10 protein-coding genes are annotated in these 12,982 nt (G+C 70.1%); 5 read left to right on the top strand and 5 right to left on the bottom strand.

Annotated features, from left to right (window positions below; genetic code table 11):
• Window positions 1-45: 45 nt before the first annotated feature.
• A complete protein-coding gene (locus FLX08_RS29390; RefSeq protein ID WP_142623519.1) occupies window positions 46-831 on the bottom strand; it encodes an ABC transporter permease in 786 nt (261 codons plus the stop codon).
• Between the two features lie 55 nt (window positions 832-886).
• The gene (locus FLX08_RS29385; protein ID WP_142623518.1) at window positions 887-1,828 is read right to left on the bottom strand and encodes an ATP-binding cassette domain-containing protein; all 942 of its coding nucleotides are present in this window, start codon (window positions 1,826-1,828) and stop codon (window positions 887-889) included.
• 419 nt (window positions 1,829-2,247) lie between these two features.
• Between FLX08_RS29385 and FLX08_RS29380 the strand changes: the two genes are divergently transcribed.
• Window positions 2,248-3,402 (top strand): glycoside hydrolase family 18 protein, encoded by a 1,155-nt coding sequence (locus FLX08_RS29380; RefSeq protein ID WP_208761742.1) that lies wholly within the window; start codon window positions 2,248-2,250, stop codon window positions 3,400-3,402.
• Window positions 3,403-3,571: 169 nt separating this feature from the next.
• Here the strand turns inward: FLX08_RS29380 and FLX08_RS29375 are convergent, their stop codons facing one another.
• Complete coding sequence (locus tag FLX08_RS29375) at window positions 3,572-3,874, bottom strand: hypothetical protein (RefSeq protein ID WP_142623517.1); 303 nt, start codon at window positions 3,872-3,874, stop codon at window positions 3,572-3,574.
• Window positions 3,875-4,516: 642 nt separating this feature from the next.
• On the opposite strand from FLX08_RS29375, the gene FLX08_RS29370 reads away from it, so the two are divergent.
• The 4 genes from FLX08_RS29370 to FLX08_RS29355 all read left to right on the top strand — a co-directional run bounded on the left by FLX08_RS29370 (window position 4,517) and on the right by FLX08_RS29355 (window position 10,891).
• Window positions 4,517-5,887, top strand: coding sequence for a cellulose binding domain-containing protein (locus FLX08_RS29370; RefSeq protein ID WP_142623516.1), 1,371 nt, complete (start codon window positions 4,517-4,519; stop codon window positions 5,885-5,887).
• A 5-nt stretch (window positions 5,888-5,892) separates the two neighbouring features.
• Window positions 5,893-7,521 (top strand): chitinase, encoded by a 1,629-nt coding sequence (locus FLX08_RS29365; protein WP_208761741.1) that lies wholly within the window; start codon window positions 5,893-5,895, stop codon window positions 7,519-7,521.
• Between the two features lie 36 nt (window positions 7,522-7,557).
• Entirely contained in the window at window positions 7,558-9,036 is a 1,479-nt protein-coding gene (locus FLX08_RS29360; protein WP_142623514.1) for a carbohydrate-binding protein, read from the top strand.
• Between the two features lie 481 nt (window positions 9,037-9,517).
• Window positions 9,518-10,891 carry a hypothetical protein gene (locus tag FLX08_RS29355; protein ID WP_142623513.1) on the top strand — a complete coding sequence of 458 codons (1,374 nt, stop codon included), beginning with the start codon at window positions 9,518-9,520 and terminating at the stop codon, window positions 10,889-10,891.
• A gap of 40 nt (window positions 10,892-10,931) precedes the next feature.
• On the opposite strand, the gene FLX08_RS29350 is transcribed toward FLX08_RS29355, so the two are convergent.
• Complete coding sequence (locus FLX08_RS29350; protein WP_142623512.1) at window positions 10,932-11,339, bottom strand: hypothetical protein; 408 nt, start codon at window positions 11,337-11,339, stop codon at window positions 10,932-10,934.
• Window positions 11,340-11,468: 129 nt separating this feature from the next.
• Window positions 11,469-12,626 carry an AI-2E family transporter gene (locus FLX08_RS29345; protein WP_142623511.1) on the bottom strand — a complete coding sequence of 386 codons (1,158 nt, stop codon included), beginning with the start codon at window positions 12,624-12,626 and terminating at the stop codon, window positions 11,469-11,471.
• Window positions 12,627-12,982 lie beyond the last annotated feature (356 nt).

The raw sequence follows: 12,982 nt of genomic DNA, 5'->3' as shown, positions 1-12,982 counted from the left end.
GACGGCGCGCTGCTCCGCGCCGGGGCCGGGTGCCGGGCGAGGCGTTCACCGGATCCTCCTGGCGTAGGCGCGTACGGCGAGCGGGACGAAACACGCGGTGACGGCGGCGGCCCAGGCCAGCGTGACCCAGACGTGCGGCCCCACGGGGGTGCCGAGGAGCAGTGCGCGTACGGCGTCGGCCAGGTGTGAGATCGGGTTGACCGACGACCACCAGCGCAGTGCGGACGGCAGATTGGCCGGGGGGATGAACGCGCTGCTGCCGAACGTCAGCGGCAGCAGGATCGCGGTCGCCATTCCCTGCATCGAGGCGACGGACTTGGCCTTCAGCCCGAGCCAGGCCGACACCCAGCTCAGGGCCAGCGTGAACAGCAGCAGGAGGGCCACGCCGGCCAGCGCCTCCAGGGGTGGAGCGGTGATGCGGAACCCGGCCGCGACCCCGGCGACCAGGGCCACCGCGATGGTGGCCGTCGTCATCAGCGCGTCGGCGGCGACCCGCCCGATCAGCGGGGCCGAGCGGGCGAGCGGCATGCTCCGGAACCGGTCGAACACGCCGTTCACGATGTCCTCGGCGAGGTTCATGCCCGTGATGTTCGTCGAGATGAGGGTCACCTGCGTGAGCACGCCGGGCATCAGATAGCGCGCGGCGTGATCGGGGTCGCCGGACATGGCCCCGAACATCAGGGCGAAGACCACGACCATGAAGACCGGCTGAAGCACGAACTGGATGAGCCGGCCGAGCTCGTTCCGCAGCGGCACCAGGCTCCGCCAGGCGAGGGTCATGCCCTGCGCGAGCGCGCCCCGGCGCCCGGTCGTGAACGGTGTGGTGGTCATCGGTTCTCCCCGCGGTCGTCGTCGGTCGGTCTCACTCGTGTCGTGGGTGCGACGGTCACCGCGTCCTCCCCGAGGTCGTGGTGCCGGTGAGGGCGAGGAACGCCTCGTCGAGCGTGGGCCGGCGGACGGCGTGCTCGGCGAGCGAGACACCGGCCTCCTCCAGCCGCCGGAACACGGCCAGGCTCACCGACGAGTTCAGCAGCGGCACGCTGAGCAGCCCATTCTCGCCGCGGTGCGGGGTCAGCCCGGTGACCTCGGCGAGGATCAGTTCCGCCTTGTCCGCGTCGTGCTCGGGCCGGATCTCCAGGCGCCGGTCGCCCGCCCTGGCCTTCAGCTCGCCCGGTGTGCCCCTCGCGGCCACGAGGCCGTGGTCGATGAGCACGATCTCGTCGGCGAGCTGGTCGGCCTCCTCCAGATACTGCGTCGTGAGCAGCACGGTCGCCCCGCCCGCCACCTGCTCGCGCACGATGCGCCACAGGTCCGCCCTGGCGCGCGGGTCGAGCCCGGTCGTCGGCTCGTCCATGAAGACGATGGACGGCCGGCCGACCAGGCTGACGGCAAGGTCGAGCCGCCGCCGCATGCCGCCGGAGTAGGACCCCGCCGCCCGGTCGGCGGCATCCTCCAGCGCGAACTCTGTGAGCAGCGCCGCCGCCCTGCCCCGGGCGCCGGCCCGGCTCATGCCGAGCAGCCGCCCGATCATCACGAGGTTCTGCCGCCCGGTCAGCTTCTCGTCCACCGACGCGTACTGGCCGGTCAGCCCGATCAGCTTCCGCACCTCGGCCGGCGCCTTCACCACGTCGTGCCCGCCGACCACCGCCCGACCCTCGTCGGGGGAGACGAGCGTGGCGAGGATGCGGACCGCCGTGGTCTTGCCCGCGCCGTTCGGGCCGAGCACGCCGAGCACCGTGCCCGGCGGCGCGGCGAGGTCGACCCCTGCCAGCGCGGCCTTGTCGCCGTATCTCTTCACGAGGCCGTGGGCCTCAATCGCGTACGTCATGCTCCGACGTTCGCCGCCCGCGCTGGCACAGGGCTGGCACAGGGCTGGCACAGGGCTGGCACAGGGCTGGCACCGAGCTGGGACAGGGCTGGGACAGGGCTGGGACAGGGCCGGCACGGGGCCGGCACCGTGCCGGCACCGTGCCGGCAGGCGCCGGCGCCCTGCGAGCGCGGGCGGCGGTCTCGCCGATCACGGCGCGGGCGAAAGCGGCAGGGGTGAAACTTCCAGAGAAGGGCGGCATCGCGGATAACCGCAGGTGGCATCCCTGGAACGCGCCTACCTGCGACATGAGCCGCGCATAATCCGGGCTTAAGACTGCGCCGGTTGTCCGTCCGGCGATGACGTCACTACGCTCCGCGGCATTCCTCTTTCCGCCTCCACATCCCGTCGCGGAGGCTCGTCCTGGTTCGGAGCCCACCATGGGAGCGATCACGCGTGGCGCCTTCGCCGTCGTGGTCCTGAGCGCCGTGTTGTCCTCGTTGTTCGTGGCCTGGTACGGCCCGGCCCGCGCCACCGAGACCGGCGCCACGGCCGTCGGCCAGACTTACGCCAGAACACGTGTCGTGGTGCGCAAGGCCGCCGCCGCGCCGGCCCAGGCCGCTCCTGCACAGGCCGCGGTCGCTCCCGTACAGGTCGCGCCGGCCCAGGCCGCACCGGCGCAGCCGGCCTCTTTCGTGCAGGACGCACCCGCGCGGGCCGCCGCTCCCGCTCCCGTGCCCGAGGTGACGGTCACGGTCACCGTCACGCCGTCGCCGTCCCCCTCGCCGAGCCGCATCAGGGTGGGCTACGTCTCGCAGCGCGGCGCGTACGGTGCCACGTCCACCGTGCGCGACCTGGAGTCCAGCGGGCTGGCGGGCAGGCTGACCCACGTTCTGTACGCCTTCGCGAACATCGATCCCGAGTCGCTGACCTGTCTCAGCGGCGTCACCCGGCCGCTCGCGCCCGACCCCGGCGACCCCGACCAGGGCGACGGCGCGGGCGACGCCTGGGCCGACTACCAGCGCGGTTTCACGGCCGCGGAGTCGCTGGACGGCGTGGCCGACCCTCCGGACGCTCCGCTCGCCGGAAACTTCAACCAGCTGAAGAAGCTCAAGGCTCGCCATCCCGGCCTGAAGGCACTGATCTCGATCGGCGGCTGGACCTACTCCAAATACTTCTCGGACGTCGCGCGCACCGCCGCCACCCGGCAGAGGTTCGTGAAGTCGTGTCTCGACACCTACGTCAGGGGTGACCTGCCAGGCGCCGGGGGCAGGGGAGGGCCGGGCAGCGCGGCGGGCGTCTTCGACGGCATCGACATCGACTGGGAGTGGCCCGGTGGCGGCGGGCACCTGGGCAACCACGCCGGTGCCGACGACAGGCGAAACCTGACGGCCCTGCTGGCCGAGTTCCGCGCGCAGCTCGACGCGCTCGGCGAGGCCACCGGCCGCCGCTATCTGCTCACGGTCTACCTGCCCGCCGACGCCGATCGCATCGACGCCTGGTTCGAGCTGGAGAAGATGGTCGGCCTCGTCGACTTCGTCAACGTGCAACGCGAGGGCCGGCACGCCGTCCGCGAGGGCGCGATCCTGCGCTGAGCCCGCCTCGCCGACCTACGCCCGGCCCACGCCCCGGAGGCCGCAGAGATCTGCGACGACGCCCTGCCGATATGCGATGGCGCCTAGTCTGCGCGCGCTGCCCTGCCTGGCAACCGGCGCGGCGTTCCGGCTGGGGAGCCGCGATGGGCGCGTTCCCGGGCTGGGGGCGTCAGCCCGAGAAGCGGACCTTCGCGCCCCGGCTGGTGATCGACAGAACGCGAACCGACAGGCCGTTCAGGCTGCCGCGCGCGCCTTCGCCGAGCGTCACGCTGACACCGGGCCCCCACACGCGGACCATGGGGCTGTTGAAGAAGCCGCTGTGCACCTTGGCGACGCGCACCCTGGACAAGTGGTAGCGGCCGGCGACGCGGAAGCTGACCGGCTTCGTGATGGTGATCGTGCACTTCCCGTCGTAGCAGGCGCGGAGATTCGGCTTCGCGGCCGCGCTCGCCGGGGTGGCGATGAGGGACACCGCCGCCGCGGCGGTCGCGAAGGCGCATGGGCGCGGTGCATGAGCTCCCCTGATATCCGCGGCACGGAACGCCTGACTTATCCATTTACACACGGTTATGGACCGACAGTAACGAATTGCCAAGAGAAGGTAAAGCACGTTCCGCAGTCGAGAACACACGCTTCGTCTCGTCCGGCGTCCGATGGTCCACGGCGGCAAGCGACGGGCGCACCTGCCGGCCAGGTTCCGTCCGCGACTCAACGCACCCGAGGCGCTCGGTGTGCTTCGTACGGCGGAGCCCGCACGCCCCTGACAGACCGCGTGACCCTTAACGGGCGAGCAGCCGGTCCTTAACGCGCACATAACCAGGTCTCGCACGTCGAGCAGCGATGACACGGTTCGTTAGGAACGCTGTCGAATTGGGTCTTGTGGACCCGCGAGCGCGAAGCTACGATCCGTACAACTCTTAGGAAACTTTCCTAAAAGAACGACCGGGAGCCGCATATGGCCCTTCCTCACCCCTAGCGCCTTTCTCTCGCGTCCCGTCACCAGACGCCCTTGAGTGCCGTACGGCCGGTGCCGTTCCGATCGGCCGCCTCCGTCAGGCGCCGGCCGTACGGATTCCCATGACCTCCCCGTTCACCCCCCACAGAGGTTGTGTCCATGCAGATCAGGTACGTCTGGCGTGCGCTCACAGCGATGGCCGCACTCGCGCTCGCTCTCGTCGCGCTGCCCGCCGAGGCCGCCACGGTCAAGGCCGTCTTCTCGGCCGACTCCGACTGGGGCTCCGGCTACCAGGGCCGATACACCATCACCAACACCGGGACCGCCGCGATCACCGGCTGGACGGTCGAGTTCGACCTCCCCGCGGGTTCGACGGCCGGGACCTACTGGGACGCGCTCATGACGCGTGCCGGTGACCACTACACGTTCAGGAACCGCGAGTACAACGGCGGACTGGCTCCCGGAGCCTCGACGACATTCGGCTGGGTGAACGGCGGACCCGGCACGCCGGTCAACTGCCGCCTCAACGGCGGCCCGTGCGACGGCGCGACGACCTCGCCGTCCCCCTCGCCGAGCCCGTCCCCCAGCACGTCTCCGAGCACCTCCCCGAGCGCGTCGCCGAGCCCGTCTCCGAGTTCGCCGCCGCCCGCGCCGGGGGCACTGCGCGCCGCGCCGTACGTGGACATGGGCGCCTGGCCCACTCCAAGCCTGAGCGCGATGGCCTCGGCCTCCGGCCTGAAGAGCTTCACCCTCGCGTTCGTCACCGCCTCGGGCTGCAAGGCCATGTGGTTCAACGCGTACGACCCACGGCAGAAGTGGGCGAAGGACCAGATCGACGCGATCCGGGCCGGTGGCGGTGACGTCAAGGTGTCCTTCGGCGGCGCGACCGGCATCGAGCTCGCCCAGGCGTGCACGGACGTCGACGCGCTGGTCACCGAGTATGACGCCGTCGTCACCGCGTACGACCTGAAATACATCGACCTCGACATCGAGGGATCCGCGTCGGCGGAGCCCGCGTCCATCGCCCGCAGGTCGCAGGCGCTCGCCCGGTTGCAGCAGGCCCACCCCGACCTGAAGATCTCGCTCACGCTGCCCGTGCTGCCGAACGGGCTGACCTCCGACGGCCTCAACGTGGTGCGGTCGGCCCGTGACGCCGGGGTCAGGCTCGACACGGTCAACGTCATGGCCATGGACTACTACCAGTCCGTCGACTACGGCGACGCGGCGGTCCAGGCGGCCAACAGCGTCTTCGCGCAGCTCAAGAGCCTCTATCCGAGCCTGTCCGACGCCCAGGTGTGGCGGATGGCCGGGGTCACGCCGATGCTCGGCCAGAACGACGACGGCCGGATCTACAACCAGGACGACGCCCGCCGGCTCGTCGCCTTCGCCAAGGGCAAACACCTGGGGCTGCTCGCCTTCTGGGAGATGACCCGCGACCGCAACGCCTGCACCGGCGCGCTCTACTCCTGCACCAACGTCCCCCAGTCGCCCTACGAGTTCTCCAAGATCTTCGCTTCGTACACGGGATGACGCACATGAAGAAGCTCATCGGCCTGGGCGCGGCGGCGTCCGTCGCCTTCGCCGGCCTGCTCACGGCGACGTTCACCGGCCCGGCCCTCGCCGCCAACATCGCGGCCAATCCGGGGTTCGAGTCGGGTCTGCCGGGCTGGACGTGCGCGTCCACGGCGCAGGCGGTGCCGAGCCCGGTCCACGGCGGATCGAGGGCGTTGTCCGCGACCCCGGCAGGCAGCGACTACGCCCGGTGCGAGCAGACGATCACGGTCAAGCCGTCCACGACGTACGCGCTGTCGGCGTGGGTGCGGGGAAACTACGTGTTCCTCGGCGCGACCGGCGCCGGGGTGAACGCCCAGACATGGGGCTCGCCGGGATCGTCGTGGTCGCAGCTGTCGACGTCGTTCACGACGGGGTCGTCCACGACGAGCGTGACGATCTACGTCAACGGCTGGTATGGCCAGGGCACCTACTACGTGGACGACGTCGTCCTCGACGGCCCCGGCACGCCGCCCTCGCCCTCTCCGTCACCTTCGGCGAGCCCATCAGCGAGCCCGTCCGCGTCCCCGTCGGCGAGCCCGAAGCCGTCCCCGTCGCCGTCACCCTCGACGTCGCCGAGCCCGCCCCCGCAGCCGGGCGGGAAGCGGCTCATGGCGGGCTACCTGCACGCCTCGTTCGCCAACGGCTCCGGCTACGTCCGGATGGCCGACGTTCCCGACGCGTGGGACATCATCGACCTGGCCTTCGGCGAGCCGACCTCGCCCACCTCCGGCGACATCCGGTTCACCCGCTGTCCTGCCGCCGAGTGCCCGAACGTCGAGAGCGACGCCGAGTTCGTCGCGGCCATCCGCGCCAAGCAGGCGGCCGGCAAGAAGGTGCTGATCTCGATCGGCGGCCAGAACGGAATCGTCCAGCTCACCACGACCGCCGCCCGGGACACGTTCGTCCAGTCCGTCTCGGCGATCATCGACAGGTATGGCCTGGACGGGCTCGACATCGACTTCGAGGGCCACTCGCTGTCGCTGAACGCCGGTGACACCGACTTCCGCAACCCGACCACCCCGGTGGTCGTGAACCTCATCTCGGCGATCAGGACGCTCAAGGCCAGGTATGGCGCGAGGTTCACGCTCACCATGGCCCCCGAGACGTTCTTCGTCCAGCTCGGCTACCAGTTCTACGGCCCGGGCCGCAACGGCACCGCCGACGCCCGCTCCGGGGCGTACCTGCCCGTGATCCACGCGCTGCGCGACGACCTCACGCTGCTGCACGTCCAGGACTACAACTCCGGGCCGATCATGGGCCTCGACAACCAGTACCACACGATGGGCGTGGCCGACTTCCACGTCGCCATGACCGACATGCTGCTCACCGGCTTCCCGGTGGCCGGTGGCGCGACGTTCCCGCCGCTGCGTCCCGACCAGGTGGCGATCGGCCTGCCGGCCGCGCCGTACGCCGGCAACGGCTACACGAGCACGGCCGAGGTGCAGAGCGCCTTCACCTGCCTGGCGAAGGGGACGGGCTGCGGTTCCTACCGGCCGCACGGAACCTTCCCCGGCCTGCGCGGCCTCATGGCCTGGTCCGTCAACTGGGACAGGTACGCGGGCTCCGAGTTCTCCCGTTCCCACAGGGCGTATCTCGACGCCCTGAAGTGATCCCCCCACCCACCCCCCCAACCCTTGCGAGGAGAAATGCACCTTCGCTTTGGTACCGGCCGGCGTGCGAGGACGGCCCTCGCCCTGCTCGCCTCCCTCCTCCTGGCCGTCGCCGGACTGGTCGCGGGCACGGCCGCGTCCGCCTCGGCGGCCCCGAACAGCGTGGTCATGCTGGCCTACCCGGCATGGGCCCCGAACACCTGGTATGCCATCGGCGCCCGGGTGACCTACAACGGCGCCGACTACGAGTGCATCCAGGCGCACACCTCCCTGACCGGCTGGGAGCCGCCGATCGTCCCGGCCCTGTGGAAGAAGGTCAGCGGCGGCGGCAACCCGTCCCCGAGCCCGTCGCCCACGCCGCCCGCGGGCGCACCCGGCAAGCCGGGCAACCCGTCGGTCACCGGCACCACGAACTCCTCGATCTCGCTGTCGTGGGGCGGGTCGAGCGGCACCGTGACCGGCTACCGCGTCTATGAGGGCACCTCGGTCAAGGCGACCGTCGGCGGCACCAGCGCCACGGTCTCCGGCCTCGGCACCTGCACCACCCACACGTACAGCGTCAAGGCGTACAACTCGAACGGCGAGTCGGCGGCGAGCGGCTCGGTGACCGGCACCACCACGGGCTGTCCCGCGAGCGGCGGGAAGCTCCCCGGCGCGCCCTACCTGTACATGGGCTGGGGCAACCCGCCGAACCCGGCCACGGTCATGAACGCCACCGGAGTCAAGCAGTTCACGATGGCCTTCATGCTCTCCGGCGGCGGCTGCAGCCCGGCCTGGGACGGCTCCCGCCCGCTGTCCGGCAGCCCCGACGCCACCGCGATCTCGCAGATCAAGGCCGCGGGCGGCAACGTCCAGATCTCCTTCGGCGGCTGGTCGGGCAACAAGCTCGGGCCCAACTGCTCCAGCTCGTCCGCCTTCGCCTCAGCCGTCCAGCAGGTGATCAACGCCTACAACCCGGCCGTCGTCGACTTCGACATCGAGAACAGCGACGAGTTCGAGAACGAGGCCGTCCAGGACCGCATCCTCGGCGGGCTGAAGATCGTCAAGCAGAACAACCCGAACGTCAAGGTCGTCGTCACCTTCGGCACCACCACGACCGGCCCGAGCTGGTGGGGCACCCGGCTGATCAACCAGTCGAAGGCGCTGGGCGTGAACATCGACAACTACACGATCATGCCGTTCGACTTCGGCGGCGGCGCGAACATGTACCAGAGCACCGTCAACGCGGCCGAGGGCCTGAAGAACGCGCTCAAGTCGGCCTGGGGCTGGAGTGACGCCCAGGCGTACGCGCACATGGGCATCTCGGGCATGAACGGCCTGTCCGACCAGCAGGAGCTCACCTCCGTGTCCACGTGGACCCAGATCCGCGACTGGGCCAAGTCCAAGGGCCTCGGCCGGCTCGCCTACTGGGCGGTCAACCGCGACCGCGGCTGCCCCGGTGGCGGCGTGGTGTCGAACTGCAGTGGCATCGCGCAGAACGACTGGGACTTCACGCGGATCACCGCGGGCTTCTGATCCGTCCACCTCTCGACGGCCAGAGGGATCCGGGCACGGCCCGGCCGGACCGGATCCCTCGCCGCCCGCGCGATGCGAGCGCGCACCGATGTGAGCACGTACCGCCGCGAGCACGGGACGATGTGAGCCCAGACCATCGCGAGCTCAGATCGATGTGAGCTCAGATCGATGTGAGCACGTACCGCCGCGAGCACGGGACGATGCGAGCCGGGCCACCATGAGCAGGCGGCCGGTCCGGCGGGGATGACCCCCCTACCCGCCGTGCCGGTCGCCCCCGTGCGTGGGGGCGAGCAGGCCGATCAACATTCCGACGATCACGGCCACGGCAACGGTGATCCACAGGCGAATTTTCATCGAAGTCTCCCGAATGTAACGCTCCGTGGTCACAATACCCCGAAATGTGACGGACCGCGACGGCCGGTGGCCCGAATCCGGGAACGAGTCGCCTGTACGTCGATCCGTCGGGCAGGCTTGGCACGTCATGGAATACGCGATCCCCACCAGCATCGTCCTCGTCGCCGGCGTCGTGCTCGCCCTCGTTGCCCAATGGAAGGGCTGGCGGCCGTCCCTCGCCGTCACGCTCACGTTCGGTATCGCCGTACGCGTGCTGATCATGGTTCTGTCGGCCAGGGACACCCAGTGGCAGCCGGTCGACTACGTCAACAGCTTCCAGCCCGCCGGCGTGGCGATCCTCGACCACCGCGATCCGGTGCTCGAGAGCAACGGCGGATGGCACTTCCTCCCCACGATCCCGTACATGTACGGCCTGCTGCTGTGGCTGGGCATCCCGTGGGAGTACGCCGGGCGCATCGTCACCGTCGTGGCCGACGTCGTACTGATCCCGCTGGTCGGCAAGCTGGCCGGGGGGCGGACCGAGAAGCTGCGTGCCTTCCAGTACGCCTGCAACCCCCTCGCGATCCTCGTCGCGTCCGTGCACGGCCAGGTCGAGCCGGTCTCCCTGGTCTTCGGGGTCGCGGCGTACGTCGTCGCGCGCGGCCCGGGAGAATGGCGGCGGCCCGAGCCGCTGCCGTGGGCCCACATGCGGCTCGCGAACCACGAGCTGCCGCTGCCCTGGATTTCGCCGGCCGAGATCGTGCGGCGCGTCGTCCACCCGTCCGACGAGGACCGCGCGGCGACGGGCCGGGCCATATGGGCGGGTCTGCTCATGGGGCTCGCGCTCTGTGCGAAGAGCTGGCCGGTGATCCTCGTGCCCGCCCTGCTGATGTTCCTGCCCGGGCTGCGCAGCCGCCTGTTCACGCTGGTCGCGACCGGCGTCTCGCCGGTGTTCTTCCTGCTGACGCTCCCGATCGGCGGCTGGACGGAGTGGCGGCAGCTGCCCGAGGTGCTCAACACCATCGGGCTGCGGCCCAGCGACGTCCGCCCGATCACGGGTGACTGGGGCTGGACCGCCCTGGTGAGCGGCGGCCACTGGAACCTCGACCCGACCCCGGCGAGGATCGGCCAATACCTGATCTACGCGGCGATCGTCGCCTGCCTCGTCTGGTGGCGCAAGGCCCATCCGGTCGACGTCACGATCGCGATCCTGCTGTCCTTCATGATCTTCACGCCACGTCTCGGCGCGCAGTATCTGCTGTGGTTCATGCCGTTCCTGGTCGCCCGGCCCACCCGCTGGGCCTGGCCGGCGATCATCGGCAGCTCGCTGTGGGCGGCGATCGGATACATCGTGCTCACCCAGTTCGCCGGGCCCAAGTGGGGCGAGCTGCACGTGCCGTGGTCGATCGGCTCCCTGGTGCTTTTCCCGGTGCTGATCGCGGCGATCCCGTGGCGGCGCAGGAACGCGGCTATCACGCCGGAGTCGCTTCCGGGGGAGAAGGAGAGCATCCCCGCCACCTGAGCCGCGGGCCCCTGTCTCCGGTCGCGTCTCAGGTCGCGTCTCAGGTGACGATGAGGCGGACCATGTGGCCGTGGCTCGCGTAGCCGGAGTCGCCGTCGAGCATCCCGGTCACGCACTCGAACACGCCGGGTGCGGCCTGCCGTACGAAGAAGACGGTCTCGGCGATCGCCGACAGCAGCCGGATCACGTCGCGCTGCACGTGGACGCCCTCCCTGTCGCCGGCCAGCGAGACCGTCACCTCGTACACGCCGTCGTCGAGCAGGCGCTCACCGGTCAGCAGCCACTCCGATCCGCACGCCCGGCGCAGGTGGGGGAGCAGATGCGCCTCGGGTTCCTCCGCCACCCACCCGTCTCGTGCCATCGCGTCGAGCAGGGCGGACACCTGTGGCTCCATCGCCGAGGCGTCCGCGATCCCGGTGAGGCGCTCGTCGTTGTCCCATCGCCGCATGATCAGACCCTAAGCCGGAGCACGACGGCGCACTCGGCAGACGCTCCGTGTCGGGGTCTCCCGCCCACGGCCAAGCCGAGGCTCCGCCCGAAATGCCGCCCAGGGCTCTGAGCCCGGACGGCCTCGGCCTCAGCGAGGTTCGGACTGCTCGGACTGCTCGCGCTGCTCGCGCTGTCCGGGCTGCTCGGGCTGTTCCGGTTGCGGGTCAGGTTGCGGGTCAGGATCGGAGTTGGGATCGGAGTTGGGGGAGTGCTCCGGTAGCCGCCCTGAGATGAGCGCGGCGGCCCAGGCGCCGTCCGGATCGCTGTCGACGAGCAGAGCGCGGACGAGCAGGCTCAGCGGGATCGCGAGCAGCGCGCCGAGCGGACCGAGCACCCACGCCCAGACGATCAGTGAAAGGAAGGTGGCCGTGGTGGACAAGCCCACCGCGTCACCCAGGAACTTCGGCTGGATGAACGACTGGATCACCACGTTGATCGCGATATAGGCGATGATCACCAGCAGCATCGTCTTGGGCCCGCCTTCCAGCAGCCCGAGCAGCGCCGGCGGGATGAGACCCAGGATGAACCCGATATTCGGGATGTAGTTCGTGATGAGGGCGAGCACCCCCCACAGCAGCGGGAGCGGCACGCTCAGCACGTACAACACGATGGTGTCCAGGACCGAGCAGATGAGGCCGAAGCCGGTCGAGACGACGAGGTAACGACGGGTCCTGTACGTGAAGGACTTGAGGGCACGAGCGAGGGCGGGGCGTTCGGCCGACGCGGCGTCCACGATCCGGGCGAACACGGGAGCATCGAGGCTCATGGCCAGCAGCAGCACGACGATGAGGAACAGGCTCGACAGCACTCCCAGAAGGCTGCTCAACACGCTCTGCGCGAGGCCGATCAACCTGCTGAAATCGAGCGACGACAGCGCCTTGCTGAGCTGTTCACTCCCGTAGCCGAGGTCCGCCGCCCAGCGCTGGAGATCGGCCACCATCGCGTTGAACTGCACCGCGTACGTGGGAGCGAGGATGGCGAGCTGCGCGGCGGCGAGGCTGAGCACCGCGACCATGCCGAGCAGGACCAGCAGCACCACCGCGAGGGGAAGGGCCACCTGCACCCACACCGGCGCGTTGTGGCGGGCCAGCCAGCCGCGCACCGGGGCGACCGCGATGACGAGGGTCAGCGCCAGGACGACTGGGCCGACGATCGAGCCCACTGCCTGGACGCCGGCGAGGGTGATCACTGCGGCCGCGGCACAGACCAGCACGATCAGGGCGCGAGGGAACCCCTGTCGAGTCACGTCCCGTTCCTACCCCTTCTCCTTCTGGAAAGGCTGCGCAAGGTGTGCAAGGTGGATCAGTCGTAGCACGCCCCGGCCCCTACCCTTGTCCGCGCGGGCGAGTCGTGACGGGAATGAAGCCGGGTCGGACTCCGTTCAATACCTCCGGAGCTTCGATCCGCAGGATGACCTGCGGGAATAGGTTCCCGCACGGATGCGTTGGAGCTTAGTTGGGCCAAGCCGCTGGCAGGCCCTGGTAATCTTGTGGTGTCGGCGCGGTTCGGCGCACTCCTCTTCGATCACTTCGGTGGTTGTCTTGTGCGTGCGCGGGCTGTTGCCGGCGCTCTCCTCTGCTTAATTGATCTTTCGGGTCTGGC

Origin of the sequence: Microbispora hainanensis, from assembly GCF_006874475.1 — a bacterium.
Classification (GTDB): Bacteria; Actinomycetota; Actinomycetes; order Streptosporangiales; family Streptosporangiaceae; genus Microbispora; species Microbispora hainanensis.
Note: the sequence above shows the minus strand (reverse complement) of the source record. Positions and strands in the feature narration are given on the sequence as shown.